Below are 20,296 nucleotides of genomic sequence, written 5' to 3'. Positions count from 1 at the left end.
AATCCCGTGACGATCATCGACCAGGGTAACGGAGCGGCGGGCCCGGCTGCGGCCGATCTGATCAAGGACACCACCACCCAGACCTTCGTGAAGGACGTCATCGAGGAATCGAAGCGCCAGCCGGTGCTGATCGACTTCTGGGCGGAGTGGTGCGGTCCCTGCAAGCAGCTCACCCCCGTGCTGGAAAAGGCGGTCAAGGCCGCCAGGGGCAAGGTCAAGCTGGTCAAGATGAATATCGACCAGCACCCGGCGATTCCGGGCCAGATGGGCATCCAGTCGATCCCGGCCGTGATCGCCTTCGTCAACGGCCAGCCCGCGGACGGCTTCATGGGCGCGGTGCCGGAAAGCCAGGTCAACGCCTTCATCGAGAAGCTGACCAAGGGCGTCACTGCGCCGGGCGAGCCCAACATCGCCGAGATCCTGCAGGAAGCCGAGGCTGTGCTCGCCGAGGGCGACGCCGCAGCGGCCGCGCAGATCTACGCCGAAGTGCTGCAGTACGATTCGACCAACATCCCCGCCCTTGCCGGTCTCGCCAAATGCTACGCCACGTCGGGCGCGATGGAGCAGGCCAAGCAGACGCTGGCCATGGTGCCGGAATCCAAGCGCAACGACCCCGCGGTGAAGGCCGTGCAGACCACGATCGAGCTCGCCGAGCAGGCGGAGCAGCTCGGCCCGGTCGCCGAGCTCGAACAGAAAGTCGCCGCAAACCCGCTGGATCATCAGGCGCGGTTCGATCTTGCGACCGCGCTCAACGCCCAAGGCAACCGCACTGCGGCCACCGAGCAGCTGCTCGAGATCGTCAAGCGCGACCGCAAGTGGAACGATGACGGCGCCCGCAAGCAGCTGGTGCAGTTCTTCGAGGCCTGGGGCGGCACGGATGATGCAACCGTCGAGGGACGCAAGCGCTTGTCGACGATCCTGTTCTCGTAAGGCGCGATTATTGTTGGAGCATGATCTTGTCGGAAAACCGCTTCACACTTCGCGCTGACGCGGTCCTTCGGGTCCGGATCATCCTCTAGCGAGATCAGCGGGGACCAGATGCCGATCAACATCGAATATCGCGGGCCCGCCGACCTTCCGGAGATCATTCCGGTGTTTCCGTTGCCGGGCGCGCTGCTGCTGCCCCGCGGCCAGATGCCGCTCAACATCTTCGAGCCGCGCTATCTCGCGATGGTCGACGATGCGTTCCGCGACGGCCATCGCCTGATCGGCATGATCCAGCCTGACGTCGCGCATTCGCCGAAGAATTCGGACAAGCCGGCGCTGTTCCGCGTCGGCTGCGTCGGCCGCATCACCCAGCTCGCCGAATCCGGCGACGGCCGCTACATCCTCGAGCTCACCGGCGTCTCCCGCTTCAAGGTGGTTGCGGAGCTGGAGGTGCTGACCGCCTACCGGCAATGCAAGGTGGATTTCTTCGCCTTCGTCGACGACTTCACCGCGCGCATGGGCGAAGAGGACGTCGATCGCGAGGCGCTGCTGTCCGTGCTGGCGGACTTCTTGAAGGCCAACAACCTCAAGGTCGACTGGGAAGGCGTCGAAAGCGCGCCCAACGAAGCGCTGGTCAACGCGCTGGCGATGATGTCGCCTTATGGCCCCGCGGAAAAGCAGGCCATGCTGGAGGCGCCGGACCTCAAGACCCGCGCCGAGATCTTGATCGCGGTCACCGAGATGGACCTCGCCAAGAAGCGCACCAGCGGCGATCCGCCGTTGCAGTGAGGGGAGGCTGAGCTTCCGCAAAGGTGGTGCGCTCCCTCCCCCGCCTGCGGGGGAGGGCTGGGGAGAGGGTGTCTCCGCAACGGGACAATCCCCAAGAGGACAAAGCCCTCACCCGCCGCGCTCTTCGAGCGCGTCGGCCTCTCCCGCAAGCGGGAGAGGCGAGCCCGCGGCCCGATCGCTCCAACTCAACTTCACTGATGATGCCGGATGCGCTTGCGGCCGGTGAACATCGCGCGGATCAGGTTCTCGCGTTGGAGGAGGCCCATCAGCACCACGCCCAGTACATGCAGCACGACCAGCACGATGACTGCGTCCGATGAATAGTGATGGGTGTCCTCCACCCACCAGACGCCGAAGAAGGTGACCGTCACCGACATCGCGCCCGTGATCGTCGAGACGGCGAGCGACAGCAGCAGCGCCACCAGCATCAAGGTGCCGGCGGGATTGAGACCGATATAGCGGCCGGTGATGCCGCGGCGCAGATTCCAGAGATAGCGCGGGGCGGCACGGAGCCTGACGCCGACCATGCGGAAGCGCGAATAGCGGCTTCCCCAGACCCCCCAGACCAGACGGAAGGCGAGCAGCCCAAGCACCGTATAGCCGACAATGCGATGAACTCTGTCGTAGACGGTGGGCGTGAACCACGCGATCAGGATGCTGGCTGCGAAAGCCCAATGCCAGAGGCGAAGCGGGAGGTCCCAGACCGCGACCGTCCGCGATGCAGTCCGATCCGCGGGGGTCCTGTCGGACGCCCCGCGCGTTTTTGGCACCGCTTCGTCGATCAAGTCGGGACTATCCCTAAACCTTACTTGACGCCTATTACTTGGCGATCTTACTTGGCGATCGTGTGCTTCAGGCTGAGATCTTCCGGGCTGTAGAACAGCTCGTAGAGCTTGCCTTCCTTGACGCCGTAGACCTCATAGCACGAGCCTTCGACCTTGGAGCGCCGCACCTCGTAGCCGGCCGCCTTGGCCTTGGCTTCGGCTTCGCTGGCCGGCTTCCACGACGCCTTGTCGATCTTGGTGCAGTTCTTGAAACCGTCGGCCATCGCCGCCGAGCTCATGCCAATCCCGACCGTCAGTGCAATGGCAACAACACGAATGACCTTCACGAACGTCTCCTCCTTTGTCGTGGGCGCTGCGCGGACCGCGAAGCGGGACCGAAGGAAGCAAAGGAGATGATGAAGTCAATCCGGTTCGGGGCGTCCCGGCTTTAGAGTTAATCTAACGATCCGAAAAAGGTCAGCGCTCTCCGTAGGCGACACGCACTTGGAAGGCTGCTGCGGCCTTACGCCTCACGGTTGGCAAAGCGCGTGGCTAGTATCCCGCAACCGCCAGCGCGACGACCGCGCTGAGCATCATCCAGCCGAAATGCCGGCCGCGCGTCGCCCATGCGTTGGCGCAAGCCGAAAAGCCGAACACGCAGGCCATGGTGACGACGATCCAGTGGCGTGCGGACTCCGAGCCCATCCAGGGCGTCGCGATCAACAGCACGCCGCCGCCGATCCAAGCGACGGTCGAGGCCTGCCAGACCAGGCGGATCAGGATGCGCAGCCGTTCCGGCTCGATCCGGCGCGGGGAAAGACCTTGGCTTCACCAAGGAAGCCGTGAATGAGGGCCACGGCAATGGTCAGGACGCCGGCACATTGGAGCAAGAGATCACGCATCGATGCCTCCATACAGTCGTGTATGGTGGATTAGGCGCTGGCCCGCCGCCTGTCAATACACTAGTGTATGGTAGCTTTTTCGGAACCCAGACATGACCGAGCAGCTCTCCGCCGACGACTGGATCGATCAGGGCCTCAAGGCGCTGGCCAGGAGCGGTTTCACCGCGCTGAAGGCTGACCCGCTGGCGCGGGCCATGGGCGTGTCGCGCGGCAGTTTCTATTGGCATTTTGCCGATCTCGGCGCGTTCCACGCGGCCGTTCTGAAGCGCTGGCGCGAGATCGCGGCGGAGCAGATCATCGCCGATGTCGAGGCTGCCGCGGACGAGCCGCTCAAGGCGCTGCTGCGCAGGTCCTTTGGCGCACGGCTCGACCTGGAGCGCGCCGTGCGCAACTGGGCCGCGTTCGATGCGGCGGCACAAGGCGCGGTCCGCGCAATCGACCGCCGCCGGATCGATTATATCGAAGCATTGCTCGCAAAGCGCGCCCTCGCACCGCCGACAGCGCAGGCGCGCGCGCAGATCCTGTACTGGACCTTTCTCGGCTTTGCGCTGTCAGGCACGCCGGTGCCGGCGACACGGATCCAGGTCCTGATCGACGAGCTGCTGCTGATGGTCTCCGCGTAGATTCCTATTTTGACGCGTTTCTTGACGCGAACCGGTCCCACTTCGCCCGAAAACGCTCTGGCAGACGCGATGGGCGGTGACGAATTTCTGTGCTAGAGCCAACCGACCGCCGGAGACCGAAATGAACGCGCCCACCGAACGCCCCGAAGCCAGTGTCGATCCCAAATTGCTGGAGATCCTGGTCTGCCCGCTGACCAAGGGTCCGCTGGAGTTTGACGCCGCAAAGCAGGAACTGATCTCGCGCAGCGCCAAGCTCGCTTATCCGATCCGCGACGGCATCCCGATCATGCTGCCGGAAGAGGCGCGGAAGATCGATTGATCTTAGCAAGTAGGGAGTGGCGAATAGCGAATGGACACCGCTCGCTATTCGCCACTTCCCATTCGCCCTACAGCGCCTCGCCCTTCAACAGCCGCGGCACCTCGCCGGTCAGCCCGGCGGCCTGGCGGATGAAGAGGTTCTTCAGCGGCGGGGCGCGATCGACGAGGCCGAGGCCGATGTCGCGCACGGTGCGCAACAGCGTCGACTGGTTGGAGAACAGGAAGTTCAGCGAGTTGGTGGCAACGCCCATCGCCATGGTGTCGAAGCGGCGCCAGCGCTGGTAACGCTCGAGCACGTCACCGCCGCCGAGATCCATGCCGAGCCGTGCGGCATCGACGACGACCTCGGCCAGCGCGGCGACATCCTTCAGCCCCATGTTGAGACCCTGGCCCGCAATGGGGTGGATGACATGGGCGGAATCGCCGACCAGCGCGAGGCGCTCGGCGATGAAGGAGCGCGCGACGAAATAAGACAGCGGAAACGCGCGCGGCTTGTCGAGCGCCTTGACCTCGCCGAGATGCAGGCCAAAGCGCTGCTCGAGCTCGGCGTGGAATTCCTCATCGCTGAGCGCGATGATGCGCGCAGCCTCAGCTCGGCGCTCGGTCCATACCAGCGACGATCGCTTGCCCGAGAGCGGCAGGATCGCGAAGGGGCCCGCGGGCAAGAAGTGTTCTTCGGCGCGGCCCTCGTGATCGCGCTCGTGGCCGACGGTGACGACGATGCCGGACTGGTCATACTCCCAGCCATGGGTGGGGATGCCTGCACGTTCGCGCAGTCTCGACTTCGCGCCATCGGCGGCGACGAGGAGGCTGGCGGCGATGACGCTGCCGTCGCCGAGCGTGACGTCGATGCCATCGGGACGCGCGTCGTAGGACGACACCGTGGTGGCGCGCAGATCAATGCCCTCGGCCTCGGCGCGCACCACCAGCGCATCGATCAGCCGGCGGTTCTCGACCATATGCGCAAACGGCTCGCCCGGCGCGACATCGCCGGCGAAATTCAGGAACACCGGACGGGTGGCGTCTTCCAGCTTGGAATCGGTGACCACCATGTCCAGGATCGGCTGGGCCTCGGCCCGGACGTCGTCCCAGGCGCCGATCACCTCGAACAGGCGGCGGCAGGCCGCCACGATCGCGGTCGCGCGGGGATCGCGGCTCGGCCGCGTGCTGAGCGCGGGGTCGGCGACGATGACGGGGATTTCCGGCCCAAGCCCCTGGCGCAGCGCCAGCGCCAGCGCAAGGCCCGCAAACGCGCCGCCGCCAATGACAATGCTACCCTGTACCGACATACGAAATTCCCGGCTTAAACCTTGGCCTTGCTAGCAGACTTGAGCTGGGCGAAACAGTGCGGTGAAACGAGGGCGGAACGGCCCGACTGTGTCATTCCGGGGCGCGACGAAGTCGCGAGCCCGGAATCCATAACTACGAGCCGGGGTTATGGATTCCGGGCCTGCGCCGTTCCGGCGCATCCCGGAATGACGATTTGAGAGAGTTGTGTTCATGTCCAAGAGCCTGATCGACCTGATCTCGATCCTCGACCTCGAACAGCTCGAGGTGAATCTGTTCCGGGGCAACAGCCCGAAGACGAGCTGGCAGCGGGTGTTCGGCGGCCAGGTGATCGGGCAGGCGATGGTCGCGGCCTGCCGCACCGTCGAGGGGCGGCTGCCGCACTCGCTGCATTGCTATTTCATCCTGCCGGGCGATCCGCAGATTCCGATCATCTACCAGGTCGAACGCCTGCGCGACGGCAAGAGCTATTCGACGCGGCGCGTCACCGCGATCCAGCACGGCAACGCGATCTTCTCGATCATGGTCTCGTTCCATACCGATGAAGAGACCGCCTTCGATCATCAAGACAAGATGCCCGAGGTGCCGCCGCCGGAGAAGCTCACGGCGGAGGAGGTGGCGAAACAGCCGATGTTCCGCGAGATGCCGGAGTTCATCCGCCGCTACTACGAATCCGATCGTCCGATCGAGCTGCGCCCGGTCGAGCTCGGCCGCTATTTCGGCCAGAAGATCGAGGATGGCCGCATCCACGTCTGGATCAGGACCGCGGCGAAGCTGCCCGACGATCCGGCCCTGCACATGTGCGCGCTCGCCTACGCGTCCGACTTCTCGCTGCTGGATGCGATCATGGCGCGCTATGGCCGCACGCTGTTCGACAAGCGCATGATGCCGGCGAGCCTCGATCACGCGATGTGGTTTCACCGCCCGTTCCGCGCCGACGAATGGCTGCTCTACGCGCAGGATTCGCCGAGCGCGCAATCAGGCCGCGGCCTGACCCGGGGCTCGATCTTCAAGCCGGACGGCACGCTGGTGGCCTCCGTCGCGCAGGAAGGCTCGGTCCGCGAGCGGAGGAGCTGACAGCTCCAGACGCGGTGAACCGCGCCTGGAGCTTTTGGGATCAGGCTCCGAGCGACCCGCGCGGCACGAGCTCGGTCTGCGATGCGAACCAGTTCATGATCCAGCGATACACCCACGGGATCGGGATGATGAGGCTGCACAGGATCGCTGCCACGATTCCGCGCCAGAGGATCCCGAGGCCGCTGCCCTTGAAGACGATCTCGCGGCGCGTGCCTTCGACGCTGCGGCAGAACCAGCGCATCTGGGCCGCGGCGACCCAGGCCCAGCCGATGATGGTGATGATCGAGATCGCGAACAGCAGATTCCAGCCGATATAGGCCCAGACCGAGCCGGAGAAGCTGAGACCGAGCGGCTGCCCGTTGGAGGCGAGGTTCGCGACCATCCATTTGATCAGGAGCCAGTAGAGCACGATCTGCGCGATGAACAGCAAATTGCTCAAGAGCTGGCTGCCGATGTAGCCGATCACGATCGCCAGCACGATGAAGCCGAAGAACCACGGCACCAGCGTCATCGCGTTGCCGGTGAAGCTGAGGTTCGGACGTCCCGGGACGTTCACGCAGGACACGATCCATTTCGTGTACCAGACGAACACCCACGGGATCGGGATGATGAAGCACGAGGCGATCACCATCACGATCGTTCGCCAGGTGAACTCGAGGATGCCGAAATCGACCGCGAGTGCTCCGCCGGCGCCAGCGCCGCCGCCAGCATAAGCTCCGCCACCCATCATCGGCGGTCCGCCGGCCGGCATCATCGGCGGCGCACCGCCGCCGCCGATCAGGCCGGGAATTTCGGCGGCCTTCTGCCAGCCGGCCATGCCCTCGGACCAAACCAGCGTGTCCGGGCGCACGACGCCTTGCGCGATCAGATCTCGGAATTGGCCCTCCGGAAAGGGCCCCTGCTGCTTGCCCTCGGCCGCGTAAAACCAACTCGCCATGAACCGTCCCCCCAAAATACTTATGTACCGCTCGACAGGCGCAGGTTCACCGCATCCATGCCCAAAATGCATTGTGAATGATGAACGGCTGCCCTGTACAGGGGCGGCCATTCACATGGCCAAACGTTTTTCCGCTTCAATCTGCAACTTTTTTATGCCATTTGCCCGGAAAGATGCCAGATTGACGCAGCGCCGGGGACATACGGCGTGGCGCATCCCGGGGAATAGGCCTGACCATGAAACTCGTCGTCGCGATCATCAAACCCTTCAAGCTCGATGAGGTCCGCCAGGCCCTGACGGCGATCGGCGTCCACGGCATGACTGTCACCGAGGTGAAGGGCTACGGCCGCCAGAAAGGCCACACCGAGATCTATCGCGGCGCCGAATATGTCGTGAACTTCCTGCCGAAGCTGCGGATCGAGATCGCGGTCGCCTCCGACATCGCCGACAAGGCGGTCGGCGTCATCACCGCGTCCGCGCGCACGGGTCAGATCGGCGACGGCAAGATCTTCGTCACGCCGATCGACCATGCGCTGCGTATCCGCACCGGCGAAACCGACAGCGACGCACTCTAAGATTTTTGTTTTGACGCGTTTTCTTCACGCGAACCGGTATCCACTTCGCTTGAAAACGCTTTGAAACTTCTTCGATCGCACCGGGCAACGACGCCACAGCGTGCGACGCCAATTTGATGCCGGGGGAAATGACATGGCGGGATTGTTGCGCCGCGCAGCCACTTTGGCTGCGCCAATGGGATTTGTGTCTGCTTTGGCTGCGCCGGCACATGCGGCAAGCTCCGAGATCAACACCGCCGACACCGCCTGGATGATCGTCGCCACCGCGCTGGTGCTGATGATGACGATCCCGGGGCTGGCGCTGTTCTACTCCGGCATGGTGCGCAAGAAGAACGTGCTCGCGACCATGGCGCAGAGCCTCGCCGCGGTGACGCTGATCTCCATTCTCTGGGTCGCGTTCGGCTATTCGCTGTGCTTCGTCGGCGACGGCCCGTGGATCGGCTCGCTCGACCGCTGGTTCCTCGCCGGCATGACCATGGACAGCGTCAACCCGGCCGCAAAGACGATCCCGGAATCGCTGTTCATGCTGTACCAGATGACGTTCGCGATCATCACGGTGGCGCTGGTCGCGGGCTCGGTCGCGGACCGCATGCGGTTCTCCGCCTATCTGATGTTCTCCGTTGCCTGGTTCATCTTCGTCTACATTCCGCTCGCGCATTGGATCTGGGGCGGCGGCTTCCTCAACAGCATGGGCGTGCTGGATTTCGCCGGCGGCCTCGTTGTGCATCTGTCGGCCGGCACCGCCGGCCTCGTCGCCGCCAAGGTGATGGGACGCCGCCACGGCTACGGCAGCGAAAATCTCTCGCCGTTCGATCTGTCGCTCGCGGTGATGGGCACCGGCCTGTTGTGGGTCGGCTGGTTCGGCTTCAACGGCGGCTCGGCCGGCGCGGCCAATTCGCGCGCGGTGATGGCGATCATCGCGACGCATCTTGCCGCCTGCTCCGGCGCGCTGACCTGGGGCGCGATCGAATGGTCGACCCGGCGCAAGCCCTCTGTGCTCGGCATGATCTCTGGCGCAGTCGCAGGCCTCGGCACCATCACGCCGGCCTCCGGCTTCGTCGCGCCGTGGCACGGCATCGTCATCGGCGTCGCCGCGGGCGCGATTTGCTATTGGGCCTGCACCTGGCTCAAGCACCGCTTCAACTATGACGACTCGCTCGACGTGTTCGGCGTCCACGGCATCGGCGGACTGACCGGCACTCTGCTCGCCGGCGTGTTCGCGACCAGCGCGATCGGCGGTACCGCCGGCCTGATCGAGGGCCATCCGCAGCAGCTGCTGATCCAGCTCTACGGCGTCGCGGTCACCTTCGTCAGGGCGGCCGGCGTGAGCTTCGTCCTGCTCAAGCTGGTCGCCCTGTTCGTGCCCTTGCGCGTGTCGCGTGAGCAGGAGCTCGAGGGTCTCGACATCACCCAGCACGGCGAAGCTTTGCAGTAATCCGGGCTTGCGCAACACATAAGTAAATGCTTATGTGTTGCCATGATCGAAGCCGACATCTTCAAGGCGCTGGCCGACCCGACCCGCCGCAAGGTCTTTGAGAAACTCGCCGGCGGAAGCCTCAATGCCAGCGCTTTGCGCGACGGATTGGAGATCAGCCAGCCGGCGATGTCGCAGCATCTTTCGGTGCTGCGTGCGGCAGGGCTCGTCCGCGAGCAGCGGCAAGGCCGCTTTGTGAACTACGAAGTCGATCCGGACGGGATCGCCGCCATCGGGACATGGCTCGCGCGCTACCGCGCCTACTGGCCGAAGCGCATGGAAGCACTCGCCGATCTCTTGAAGGACATGGATCAATAAAGACTTGGATCAATAGAACCTGGACCAATAAGGACCTGGATCAATGAGCGACGCCGTGAAGCCTGATCGTCCCGACGCAAAGCTCGTGCTCGAATATGATTTCGATGCGCCGCCGGCAAAGGTCTGGCGCGCCGTCACCATTCCTGAATTGCGCGAGCGCTGGCTGCCGGATTGCGACCTTGCGGGCGCCGAGCCGGAATCAGCGATCCCGGGCGAAGAGGTGCGCTACCGGCTTCGCGATTCCGAACCGCCGTTTCGCGAAAGCCACGTCATTTTCCGGATCGAACCGAACGAGGACGGCGGCACCCGCTTTCGCATCATCCAGCAGGCCTGCGACGATCGCATCAAGCTGCCGCAGCCGGCCAACAGCAATTGCTGCCTGATGCGCGCGGCCGCCTGACACCAACAACCACTTCATCACCTGCAGACATGGAGGTCGCCGATGCGCGACATGCTTCAGCTCGTCCCTATGGTCGTCGAACAATCGGCGCGCGGCGAACGATCCTTCGACATCTATTCGCGGCTGCTGCGCGAGCGCATCATCTTCCTCAACGGCGAGGTCAATGACGCGATGTCGGGCCTCGTCTGCGCGCAGCTGCTGTTCCTGGAGGCGGAGAATCCGAGCCGGCCGATCAATTCCTACGGCGGCGTGGTCACCTCTGGACTTGCGATGTACGACACCATGCAGTTCATCAAGGCGCCGGTCCATACGCTGTGCATGGGCACCGCGCGCTCGATGGGCTCGTTCCTGCTGATGGCCGGCGAGCCCGGTCACCGCGCCGCCTTGCCCAATGCAAGCCTTCACGTGCATCAGCCGCTCGGCGGCTTTCAGGGCCAGGCGTCCGACGTCCTGATCCATGCCAACGAGATGCAGGAAACCAAGCGGCGCCTCATCCGGCTCTATGCGCAGCATTGTGGACGCTCCGAGGCGGAGGTGGAACGGACCCTGGACCGCGATCACTTCATGACCGCGCAGCAAGGCGTCGAATGGGGATTGATCGATCGGGTTTTTGCAGCGCGCGATGCGGCCTGACGCTCCGCCCGCGGCCGCTCAACTGCATGATCGGCTACGCGTATCCCGTGGGCACCGGCGCCAGGGGCTCGATATTTTGCGGCCGGGCGCGACACTCATCCCCTAAGCTGATACCTTTTGGCTGCCCGACACATGAGCAACATTGTGTCGGCAGCCTGTCGTGCTCGTATTTTGAGCAGACCTGACCACGTTTTGAGCGCGACGTAATAGCGCACTGCAGCGCAATACGCGTCGAGCGCGAAAACACCCGCTTTCATAGTCCGTTAGGCAATGCGCCCGATCTGGCACGGCATTTGATTCTAAGGGTCCCGGCTGTGCCCGCGTAGTGAAACTTCTCCCTCGTGGCGAACCAGTCGAGAAACGCCCGGCCACGTCCGGACCGGGCTCAAGCGGGGATAGGACCCATGAAAATTGTTATGGCGATTATCAAGCCATTCAAGCTGGAAGAAGTCCGTGACGCCCTGACCGCCATTGGCGTTCACGGACTCACGGTGACGGAAGTCAAGGGATATGGCCGTCAGAAGGGCCATACGGAAATCTATCGCGGCGCCGAATATGCCGTGAGCTTCCTGCCCAAGATCAAGATCGAGGTCGCTGTCGCGTCCGACCAGGTCGACAAGACCATCGACGCCATCACGTCCGCGGCGAAAACCGGACAGATCGGCGACGGCAAGATCTTCGTCATCAGTCTCGACCATGCGGTTCGCATCCGCACCGGCGAGGCCGACGCCGCGGCCCTTTGATTTCGCGCTCAACCTTATCGAATCAGGAGTGAATAAAATGACGTTTAAGCGTCCCTATGGCGCGGGATTGGCGGCTCTCGCAGTCGGCCTGTTCGCTGCGACCGCAGCCTACGCCGAGCCAACGGTCAACAAGGGAGACAACGCCTGGATGCTGACATCGACAGTGTTGGTGCTGTTGATGACGATCCCCGGCCTCGCGCTGTTCTACGGCGGTCTCGTCCGTTCCAAGAACATGCTCTCGGTGCTGATGCAGGTGTTCTACACCGTCTGCGTCGTCACCGTGATCTGGGCCGTGTACGGCTACAGCCTCGCCTTCACCGGCGGGTCCGACTTCATCGGCGGCTTCTCCAAGGCCTTCATGATGGGTGTCACCACCGACTCGAAGGCCGCGACCTTCTCGGTCGACGCCAACATCTCGGAGCTCATCTACATGTGCTTCCAGATGACCTTCGCGGCGATCACGCCCGCCCTCATCGTCGGCGCCTTCGCCGAGCGCATGAAGTTCTCGGCGATCGCGCTCTTCATCCCGCTCTGGGTCACGCTGATCTACTTCCCGATCGCGCACATGGTCTGGTACTGGCCCGGCCCGGACGCGATCCAGGATGCGGCCAAGGCTCTTGCTGCTGCGGGTGACGCGGCGGCGAAGACCGCGGCGCAGGCCAAGCTCGACGAGATCAACGCCGATGCGGGCTGGATCTTCAAGAAGGGCGCCATCGACTTCGCGGGCGGCACCGTGGTGCACATCAACGCGGGCATCGCGGGTCTCGTCGGCGCTCTCCTGATCGGCAAGCGCGTCGGCTACGGCAAGGAGCTGATGGCTCCGCACTCGCTGACCATGTCGATGATCGGCGCCTCGCTGCTCTGGGTCGGCTGGTTCGGCTTCAACGCCGGCTCCAACCTCGAAGCCAACGGCGGCGCAGCCCTCGCCATGACCAACTCCTTCGTCGCCACCGCGGCCGCCGCGCTGTCGTGGATGTTCGCGGAGTGGATCGTGAAGGGGCACCCGTCGGTGCTCGGCGTCATCTCCGGCGCTGTCGCGGGCCTCGTGGCCGTCACGCCTGCCGCCGGCTACTCCGGTGTCATGGGCGCGATCGTCCTCGGTCTCGTGGTCGGCGTGGTCTGCCTGTTCTTCTGCACCGTCGTGAAGAACGCGATCGGCTACGATGACAGCCTCGATGTGTTCGGCGTGCACTGCATCGGCGGCATCGTCGGCGCCCTCGGCACCGGCATCCTCGTCAACCCCGCTCTCGGCGGCGCCGGCATCATCGACTACACCGCGATCCCGCCGAAGGTTGCCGATTACGACTTCGCGGCGCAGATGCTCTCGCAGGCCTGGGGCGTCTGCACCACGCTGGTGTGGTCGGGCGTCGGTTCGGCGATCCTCTACAAGGTCGTCGACGTGATCGTTGGCCTCCGCGCCAATGTCGAGAGCGAGCGTGAAGGCCTCGACATCACCGAGCACACCGAGCGCGCCTACAACATGTAACCTCTCCTCCCGGGCGCGGTCTCCTCGGGGACCGCGTCCACAACTACGGTTTGGGCACATACCCGGCAATGCCCCGACCGTTGAGGGGCTCCAGCGCAAGTTGGAGCCCCTTTCTTTTTTGCCTGTCCGCGCATTCTTTTTGGCAGGCGCGCAAAAGAAAAGGATTGCCATTCCAGATTGCCGGCGCAGAAATATCGACCACAACAAACAACAAGCCGGGAGGTCGTCATGCGTTTGGAAGGCGGATGCTATTGCGGCGAAGTGCGCTACGTGGCCGAGGGCGATCCGATGATGCAGGCCCAATGTCATTGCCGCGAGTGCCAGTACATCTCGGGCGGGGCGCCCAACACCTTCATCGCGATGCCGGCGGCCGGCTTCCACTACATCACCGGAGAGCCCAAGCAGTTCACGCGCAAGGACCTCGAGCATGCCGTGACGCGCGAATTCTGCGCCGAATGCGGCACGCATCTGGTGACCAGGGTGCCGGGCCTGCCCGCCGCGGTCCTGAAGGTCGGCACCCTGGACGAGCCCGCCCAGTTCCAGCCGCAGATGGCGATCTACACCTGCGACAAGCAGGAGTTCCACGCGATCCCCGCAGGCATGAAGACATTCGAGAAGCTGCCGGGGCATTAAATGCTCCGACATCGCAAAGCTCGTCATGCCCGGGCTTGTCCCGGGCATCCACGTTCTTGGACGCCACCGGAAAGGCCGTGGATGGCCGGGACAGGCCCGGCCATGACGTCGCTGAAACATTCACGTCCCTGGCAAGAGCATGATCAAGCTCCGAAAACCGCCTGGGAGCCGGCCATGCATCCCGTTGTTATCCGGTCTCATTATTCCCGCTCTGGACGGAGGCGGCGGCCGATGGTTAATCGCGTCTTAACCTCGCCCTATCTATGGTGAACTGAACCGCTTCCCGTCGGCGCTTTCGTGCGACCGGCTGTTCCAAGAGTACTGGCGCCCAACGAATGGCTCTGACCGCTTCATCCCGTGCGCCGCAGGGCGGTGGTAGCTCCGATTCCGCACGCTCGCCCTTCGTCCGGCTCAACGAGCTTCTGGCGCCGCATCAACCCGGCAAGCCCTTGATTTCGCTCGCGGTCGGCGAGCCGCAGCATCCGGTGCCTGACTTCGTCGGCCCAGTCCTGGCCAAGCACATCGCCGATTTCGGCCGTTACCCGATGAACCAGGGCACCGAGCCGTTCCGCAACGCTGCGAGCGCCTGGCTGTCGTCGCGCTTCAAGCTGCCGCGCGCGCTCGACCCCAAGACCGAAATTCTCGTCCTCAATGGCAGCCGGGAAGGGCTGTTCCTCGCTGCGATCGCAGCGGCGCGCTATGTCGACCCGAAGCCCGGCAAGCCGGCGATCCTGATGCCGAACCCGTTCTATCCGGTCTATGGCGCCGGCGCGGGCGCCGCAGCCTGCGAGCCGGTCTATCTGCCGACCACCGTCGAGAACGGCTTCCTGCCCGATCTCGACGCCATCGACGAAGCGACGCTGGCGCGCACCGTGGCGTTCTATCTGGCGTCGCCTGCCAATCCGCAGGGTTCGGTCGCCAAGCCCGATTATTTCAGGCGGCTGAAGCAACTCGCCGACCGCTACAACTTCATGATCCTCAGCGACGAGTGCTATTCGGAGATCTACACCCGCGAGGCGCCGGGCAGCGCGCTCGAATGCGCGGGTGCCGACTTCACCCGCGTGGCTGCGTTCCAGTCGCTGTCGAAGCGCTCCAATTTGCCCGGCCTGCGCGTCGGCTTCGCCGCCGGCGACAAGAAGTTCATCGGCATGTTCCTGGAGCTGCGCAACATCGCGGCGCCCCAGGTGCCGGTGCCGCTGCAGCATGTCGCGACCGTTGCCTATGGCGACGAGGCGCATGTCGAGGAGAACCGCAGGCTCTACCGGATCAAGTTCGATCTCGCCGACCAGATCATCGGCAATCGCTACGGCTATCGCCGGCCCGACGCCGGCTTCTGCGTCTGGCTCAACACGTCCGAGATCGGTGACGACGTCTCGGTGACGCTGAAACTGTTTAGGGAAGCCGGCGTGCGCGTGGTGCCCGGCTCCTATCTGGCACGGCTTCAACCTGACGGCTTCAATCCCGGTGCCGGCTACATTCGCCTGGCGCTGGTGCAGGATAGCGAGACCACGGCGCAGGCGCTGCACCGGCTGGTCGAGACTCTGGGTTAGGCGGGGCCCATGAGCATGTCGGCAATCGAACGTGTCATTCCACTGGTCGGCCATCTGCCGCCCTCGATCCGCGAGGGTCTGGCACGGCGCATGCGCGAGCTCACCGGCCTCGGCATGGTCGCGCTCGCGGGCGTGGCCTCGGCCGCGCTGATGACCTGGTCGGTGCAGGATCCCAGCCTCAGCCACGCGACCTCGCGGCCGATCCGCAACATCCTCGGCTATGTCGGCGCGATCGGCGCCGACCTTGCGATGCAGATCCTCGGGCTCGGCGCCATCATGCTGATCCTGACCGTCGCGGTCTGGGGCTGGCGCATGATGACGCATCGCCCGTTCGACCGCGAGGCGCTGCGGCTCGGCTCCTGGATCCTTTGCACCGTGATCGCGGCGGGCTTCGTCAGCTGCTGGCCGCATGGCGGCGCCTGGCCGCTGCCGACCGGCCTCGGCGGCGTGGTCGGCGACGCGCTGGTGCGCGCGCCCGCGGTGATTTTCGGACCCGCCGGCACGATCTACCGCATGATCCTTGGTACGATCCTGTTCGCAGCCATGACCGCGACCTTCCTGATCGCCTGCGGCCTCGGCGCACGCGAGCACGACGACGAGCTCGCCGAGATCGAGGATGACGACAAGCCGCTCGACGAGGACGAGGAGAGCGATCGCGGCTCGGTCTCGCTGGGCTGGGTGTTCCATGCGCTAATGAGCACCAAGGCGCGGCTGATCTGGCTGTGTGGTGCCGCTTACCGCGCGCTGGTCTCGAGCGGACCGAAGACCAAGGCCGTCGCGTTCAGCCGCCAAGAGCCGAATCTCGGCGGCGGCCGCGCTGCGCCCTCGATCTCGCCGCAGTCCGAGGACGAGGACGACGAGGACGAGCACGAGGAGGACGAAGAGGAAGGCGAGGAGGAAGAGGAAGAAGAGGAGGAGCCGGCTGCGCGCGCCCCGCGCAAGAAGGCCGCGCCGAAGGCGGCGGCCAAGAAGAGCTCCGACAAGTTCGATCTTCCCTCCGTCTCCATGCTGGCCGCACCGAAGGCCGGCGATCGCCAGCCGCTCAGCAAGGCCGAGCTGGAAACCAATTCGCGCTCGCTCGAAGGCGTGCTGCAGGATTTCGGCGTGCGCGGCGAGATCGTGAAGGCCAATCCGGGTCCGGTCGTCACGCTGTACGAGCTGGAGCCGGCGCCCGGCATCAAGTCCTCCCGCGTGATCGGTCTCGCCGACGACATCGCCCGCTCGATGAGCGCGCTGTCGGCGCGCGTCGCCGTCGTGCCCGGCCGCAATGCGATCGGCATCGAGCTGCCGAACGCGCATCGCGAAAAGGTTTACCTGCGCGAACTGCTGGTCGCGAAGGAAGCGACCGAGACAGTGGCAAAGCTGCCGCTCTGCCTCGGCAAGACCATCGGCGGTGATCCCGTCATCATCGACCTCGCGCGCACGCCGCACATGCTGATCGCCGGTACCACCGGCTCCGGCAAGTCGGTCGCCATCAACACCATGATCCTCAGCCTGGTCTACCGGCTGCGCCCCGATCAGTGCCGCCTGATCATGGTCGATCCGAAGATGCTCGAACTGTCCGTCTATGACGGCATTCCCCATCTGCTCACGCCTGTCGTCACCGATCCGAAGAAGGCGGTGGTCGCGCTGAAATGGGCCGTGCGCGAGATGGAAGAGCGCTACAAGAACATGGCCAAGCTCGGCGTGCGCAACATCGACGGCTACAACACGCGCCTGCTCGAGCTGAAAGCCAAGGGCGAGGAGCCGACGCGCACGGTGCATACCGGCTTCGACAAGGAGACCGGCAAGGCGATCTACGAGGAAGAGAAGCTCTCGCTCGATCCGCTGCCCTACATCGTCATCATCGTCGACGAAATGGCCGACCTGATGATGGTCGCGGGCAAGGACATCGAAGGCGCGGTGCAGCGCCTCGCGCAGATGGCGCGCGCCGCCGGCCTGCACGTGATCCTGGCGACGCAGCGCCCGTCGGTCGACGTCATCACCGGCACCATCAAGGCCAACTTCCCGACCCGCATCGCCTTCCAGGTGACGTCGAAGATCGACAGCCGCACCATCCTCGGCGAGATGGGCGCCGAGCAGCTGCTCGGCCAGGGCGACATGCTCTACATGGCGGGCGGCGGCCGCATCAGCCGCGTGCATGGACCGTTCGCCTCCGACGAGGAAGTCGAGAAGGTGGTGCGTCACCTCAAGACGCAGGGCCAGCCGGAATACCTCGAAGCGGTTACCGCGGAAGAGCCGACCGAGGACGAGGATGGCGCGGTGTTCGACGCCACCGGCATGGGCGCAGACGGCGGCGGCGACCTGTTTGCGCAGGCCGTTGCGATCGTCAAACGCGACCGCAAGGCCTCGACCAGCTACATTCAGCGCCGCCTGCAGATCGGCTATAACCGCGCCGCGTCGCTGATGGAGCGCATGGAACTGGAAGGCATCGTCGGACCCGCCAACCACGCCGGAAAGCGCGAGATTCTGGTCGAGGAAGAAGACAGCCACATGTGAGGCAGCCGCCTCTGAACGAAATTTCACGTAGAATCGATATCTGCTTTTGCCCGAAATCACGCTAAAAGACGCCCAGCCACACAGGACGAAGCGTTGATCAGACATCCGGACACTCGATTCGCTGCCAGCATCGCCACGCGAAGCGTGCGCATGGCCGGCGCGCTTCTCATCACCGCCGCGATGGTGACCACTGCGTCGCTCGCGCAGAACGTCCCCGTGCCGAAGCCTGCGCCGAAGGGCCGCGATGGCGGAGCATCCGCCGGCGGGCCCGCGGTCACCGGCGCGACCCAGACGCCGCCGAATCCGGTCATCCCGGATCCGCGCCGCAACGTGCCGAGCAGCATCTTCCAGACCTTCGACGACAGGCAGAAGGCGCAGGCGGCCAAGGTCAGCGCCTATCTGTCCTCGCTTCAGACGCTGGTCGGGAATTTCGTGCAGGTTGGCCCCGACGGCAGCAAGACGCAAGGCGACTTCTACATCCAGAAGCCCGGCAAGGTGCGCTTCGAATATGACGCGCCGAGCCCGATCGACATCGTCGCCGACGGATCCTCGCTGGTGGTGCGCGACCGCAAGCTGGCGACGCAGGACGTCTATCCGCTGTCGCAGACGCCGCTGCGCTTCCTGTTGTCCGACCGCATCGACCTGATGAAGGACACCAATGTCGTCAACGTCACGGCCGACGACCTCTTCGTCAGTGTGACCATCGAGGAGAAGCAGGCGCTGGTCGGCACCAGCCGCTTGCTGCTGATGTTCGGCGCCAAGGACGGCCAGCTCAAGCAATGGACCGTTACTGACCCGCAGGGCTATGACACCACCATCGCGGTCTACAATCTGGATTCGAGCAAGAAGCTCGACCCCGGCATGTTCAAGATCGATTTCACCAATTACGGCCCCGCGCCGGGCTGAGACCTGATGGCTGCGCCGATGATCGTCATGCCCGGGCTTGTCCCGGGCATCCACGTTTTTGGGCCCACAAAAAGGCGTGGATGGCCGGGTCAAGCCCGGCCATGACGGATGGAGTTTGTTAGATCGTTCCCATGCGTCTTTCCCTGACAACCTGGAACATCAATTCGGTGCGGCTGCGCATCGATCTGGTCGCGAAATTCCTCAAGAGCGCGCGGCCGGACGTGCTGTGCCTGCAGGAAACCAAGTGCATCGACGATGCCTTTCCGCTGAAGCGCTTCAAGCGGCTCGGCTATGAACACGTCGCGCTGAACGGGCAGAAGGGCTATCACGGCGTCGCCATCGTCTCGAAGCTTCCATTCGAGTCGAAAGACATCCGCACCTTCTGTGACAAGTTGGATTCGCGTCATATTTCGGTGTCGTTCGGCGAGAAGGCCAACATCGCAAAGCCGCTGGTGCTGCATAATTTCTACGTGCCCGCCGGCGGCGACATTCCCGATCCGGCGCTGAACGAGAAGTTCGATCACAAGCTGCGCTTCCTCGACGAGATGACGGCCTGCGAGCCGCTGCATCCGCGCGGTGATGACAGGCACATCCTGGTCGGCGATCTCAACGTCGCCCCGCACGAGAACGACGTGTGGTCGCACAAGCAGCTTCTCAAAGTGGTCTCGCACACGCCTGTCGAAACCGAGAAGCTCAAGGCGGCACTCGCAGCCGGCGAATGGATCGACGTCGCGCGCGACCGCATTTCGATGTCGGAAAAGGTCTATACGTGGTGGAGCTACCGCTCCGCCGACTGGACCGTCGGCGACCGCGGCCGCCGGCTCGACCACATCTGGGTGTCGCGCGCGCTGAAGGATGCGGTCAGTGATTTCAAGATCCTGCGCGACGCGCGGAGCTGGGAGCGTCCGTCGGACCATGTCCCGGTGACGGTGACGCTGGAGGTTTAAGCCCCTGCGGTCATTCCGGGCTCGCGCTACGCGCGCCCCGGAATAACGGACGGAGAGAGCTACGATGTCAGCTTCGCGCCCGCCATCAGGATGTCGCTGGCGATCTGGCTCGAGCGCACCGCGAACTCGTCGCGCAGGCGGACGGCCGCAGCCGGATCGCTTTCGAGCACACGCTGGAACAGGCTGCGCGCGACGCGGATGACGGAGGCGTGCTCCAGCGCGATCGCGCTCGACGGCCGCTTCATCGGCACCACCAGCGCAAGCTCGCCGATCAGCGCGCCGGGGCCTGCGATCATCTCGGCACCGGCGCCGTCATCGACCCGGAAGGCGCCGCGCTGGACCACGAAGCCGGCATCGGCCTCGTCGCCGAGATTGAACAAGACGTCGCCGCGGACGAAGTTGCGCTGCTCGGAGCCGATCGCCAGCATGCGCAACGAGGCGTCTCCCAACAGGCGCAGGGTCGGGACACGCTCGAGAAGCGCTACGTCGTCGTCGATTGACATTCAGG

At 64.6% G+C, this 20,296-nt stretch carries 22 protein-coding genes and 1 pseudogene; 17 read left to right on the top strand and 6 right to left on the bottom strand.

Annotation, left to right across the window (positions count from 1 at the left end; genetic code table 11):
- The first annotated feature begins 6 nt into the window (after window positions 1-6).
- Together trxA and AAFG16_RS00235 are read left to right on the top strand one after the other, a co-directional pair.
- Entirely contained in the window at window positions 7-930 is a 924-nt protein-coding gene (trxA, locus tag AAFG16_RS00240) for a thioredoxin (protein WP_283083020.1), read from the top strand.
- A gap of 108 nt (window positions 931-1,038) precedes the next feature.
- Entirely contained in the window at window positions 1,039-1,716 is a 678-nt protein-coding gene (locus AAFG16_RS00235; protein WP_283083019.1) for an LON peptidase substrate-binding domain-containing protein, read from the top strand.
- 191 nt (window positions 1,717-1,907) lie between these two features.
- Here AAFG16_RS00235 and AAFG16_RS00230 read toward each other — a convergent pair whose 3' ends face one another.
- The 3 genes and pseudogenes from AAFG16_RS00230 to AAFG16_RS00220 form a co-directional block, all read right to left on the bottom strand.
- Complete coding sequence (locus AAFG16_RS00230; protein ID WP_283083018.1) at window positions 1,908-2,501, bottom strand: cytochrome b/b6 domain-containing protein; 594 nt, start codon at window positions 2,499-2,501, stop codon at window positions 1,908-1,910.
- Between the two features lie 47 nt (window positions 2,502-2,548).
- Window positions 2,549-2,827, bottom strand: a complete 279-nt coding sequence (locus AAFG16_RS00225; RefSeq protein WP_235542043.1) for a PepSY domain-containing protein — start codon at window positions 2,825-2,827, stop codon at window positions 2,549-2,551.
- Between the two features lie 205 nt (window positions 2,828-3,032).
- Window positions 3,033-3,382 (bottom strand): annotated as a pseudogene (locus AAFG16_RS00220) (hypothetical protein).
- Between the two features lie 92 nt (window positions 3,383-3,474).
- Between AAFG16_RS00220 and AAFG16_RS00215 the strand changes: the two are divergent.
- Both AAFG16_RS00215 and AAFG16_RS00210 read left to right on the top strand, forming a co-directional pair.
- The gene (locus tag AAFG16_RS00215) at window positions 3,475-4,005 is read left to right on the top strand and encodes a TetR/AcrR family transcriptional regulator (protein WP_342736398.1); all 531 of its coding nucleotides are present in this window, start codon (window positions 3,475-3,477) and stop codon (window positions 4,003-4,005) included.
- 121 nt (window positions 4,006-4,126) lie between these two features.
- Window positions 4,127-4,324 (top strand): Trm112 family protein, encoded by a 198-nt coding sequence (locus AAFG16_RS00210; protein WP_018459670.1) that lies wholly within the window; start codon window positions 4,127-4,129, stop codon window positions 4,322-4,324.
- A gap of 67 nt (window positions 4,325-4,391) precedes the next feature.
- Here AAFG16_RS00210 and AAFG16_RS00205 read toward each other — a convergent pair whose 3' ends face one another.
- On the bottom strand, window positions 4,392-5,612 hold the full coding sequence (locus AAFG16_RS00205) for a ubiquinone biosynthesis hydroxylase (RefSeq protein ID WP_342736393.1): 1,221 nt from the start codon (window positions 5,610-5,612) through the stop codon (window positions 4,392-4,394).
- Window positions 5,613-5,823: 211 nt separating this feature from the next.
- Between AAFG16_RS00205 and tesB the strand changes: the two genes are divergently transcribed.
- The gene (gene tesB / locus AAFG16_RS00200; protein WP_342736391.1) at window positions 5,824-6,687 is read left to right on the top strand and encodes an acyl-CoA thioesterase II; all 864 of its coding nucleotides are present in this window, start codon (window positions 5,824-5,826) and stop codon (window positions 6,685-6,687) included.
- Window positions 6,688-6,727: 40 nt separating this feature from the next.
- Here tesB and AAFG16_RS00195 read toward each other — a convergent pair whose 3' ends face one another.
- The gene (locus AAFG16_RS00195; RefSeq protein ID WP_342736389.1) at window positions 6,728-7,624 is read right to left on the bottom strand and encodes a DUF4339 domain-containing protein; all 897 of its coding nucleotides are present in this window, start codon (window positions 7,622-7,624) and stop codon (window positions 6,728-6,730) included.
- 236 nt (window positions 7,625-7,860) lie between these two features.
- On the opposite strand from AAFG16_RS00195, the gene AAFG16_RS00190 reads away from it, so the two are divergent.
- The 12 genes from AAFG16_RS00190 to xth all read left to right on the top strand — a co-directional run bounded on the left by AAFG16_RS00190 (window position 7,861) and on the right by xth (window position 19,788).
- On the top strand, window positions 7,861-8,199 hold the full coding sequence (locus AAFG16_RS00190) for a P-II family nitrogen regulator (protein ID WP_027535359.1): 339 nt from the start codon (window positions 7,861-7,863) through the stop codon (window positions 8,197-8,199).
- Window positions 8,200-8,332: 133 nt separating this feature from the next.
- Window positions 8,333-9,634, top strand: coding sequence for an ammonium transporter (locus AAFG16_RS00185; protein ID WP_342736384.1), 1,302 nt, complete (start codon window positions 8,333-8,335; stop codon window positions 9,632-9,634).
- Window positions 9,635-9,676: 42 nt separating this feature from the next.
- Window positions 9,677-9,991, top strand: a complete 315-nt coding sequence (locus AAFG16_RS00180; protein ID WP_027561710.1) for a metalloregulator ArsR/SmtB family transcription factor — start codon at window positions 9,677-9,679, stop codon at window positions 9,989-9,991.
- Window positions 9,992-10,034: 43 nt separating this feature from the next.
- Window positions 10,035-10,391: an SRPBCC domain-containing protein gene (locus AAFG16_RS00175; RefSeq protein ID WP_283083008.1), complete on the top strand. Its 357-nt coding sequence runs from the start codon at window positions 10,035-10,037 to the stop codon at window positions 10,389-10,391.
- A 42-nt stretch (window positions 10,392-10,433) separates the two neighbouring features.
- Complete coding sequence (locus AAFG16_RS00170; protein ID WP_342736381.1) at window positions 10,434-11,024, top strand: ATP-dependent Clp protease proteolytic subunit; 591 nt, start codon at window positions 10,434-10,436, stop codon at window positions 11,022-11,024.
- A 404-nt stretch (window positions 11,025-11,428) separates the two neighbouring features.
- Complete coding sequence (locus AAFG16_RS00165; protein WP_027525082.1) at window positions 11,429-11,767, top strand: P-II family nitrogen regulator; 339 nt, start codon at window positions 11,429-11,431, stop codon at window positions 11,765-11,767.
- Window positions 11,768-11,804: 37 nt separating this feature from the next.
- Complete coding sequence (locus AAFG16_RS00160; RefSeq protein WP_283083007.1) at window positions 11,805-13,253, top strand: ammonium transporter; 1,449 nt, start codon at window positions 11,805-11,807, stop codon at window positions 13,251-13,253.
- Window positions 13,254-13,481: 228 nt separating this feature from the next.
- Window positions 13,482-13,886: a GFA family protein gene (locus tag AAFG16_RS00155; RefSeq protein WP_342736377.1), complete on the top strand. Its 405-nt coding sequence runs from the start codon at window positions 13,482-13,484 to the stop codon at window positions 13,884-13,886.
- A gap of 335 nt (window positions 13,887-14,221) precedes the next feature.
- Complete coding sequence (locus AAFG16_RS00150; protein WP_342736375.1) at window positions 14,222-15,436, top strand: aminotransferase class I/II-fold pyridoxal phosphate-dependent enzyme; 1,215 nt, start codon at window positions 14,222-14,224, stop codon at window positions 15,434-15,436.
- 9 nt (window positions 15,437-15,445) lie between these two features.
- Window positions 15,446-17,935 carry a DNA translocase FtsK gene (locus tag AAFG16_RS00145; RefSeq protein ID WP_342736373.1) on the top strand — a complete coding sequence of 830 codons (2,490 nt, stop codon included), beginning with the start codon at window positions 15,446-15,448 and terminating at the stop codon, window positions 17,933-17,935.
- 150 nt (window positions 17,936-18,085) lie between these two features.
- The gene (locus tag AAFG16_RS00140; RefSeq protein WP_283083003.1) at window positions 18,086-18,841 is read left to right on the top strand and encodes an outer membrane lipoprotein carrier protein LolA; all 756 of its coding nucleotides are present in this window, start codon (window positions 18,086-18,088) and stop codon (window positions 18,839-18,841) included.
- A gap of 131 nt (window positions 18,842-18,972) precedes the next feature.
- Entirely contained in the window at window positions 18,973-19,788 is an 816-nt protein-coding gene (gene xth, locus AAFG16_RS00135) for an exodeoxyribonuclease III (protein WP_342736370.1), read from the top strand.
- Between the two features lie 59 nt (window positions 19,789-19,847).
- On the opposite strand, the gene AAFG16_RS00130 is transcribed toward xth, so the two are convergent.
- Window positions 19,848-20,291, bottom strand: coding sequence for a cyclic nucleotide-binding domain-containing protein (locus AAFG16_RS00130; RefSeq protein ID WP_092211606.1), 444 nt, complete (start codon window positions 20,289-20,291; stop codon window positions 19,848-19,850).
- Window positions 20,292-20,296: the final 5 nt, after the last annotated feature.

It is taken from the genome of Bradyrhizobium sp. B117, from assembly GCF_038969555.1.
Taxonomy (GTDB): Bacteria; Pseudomonadota; Alphaproteobacteria; order Rhizobiales; family Xanthobacteraceae; genus Bradyrhizobium.
Note: the sequence above shows the minus strand (reverse complement) of the source record. Positions and strands in the feature narration are given on the sequence as shown.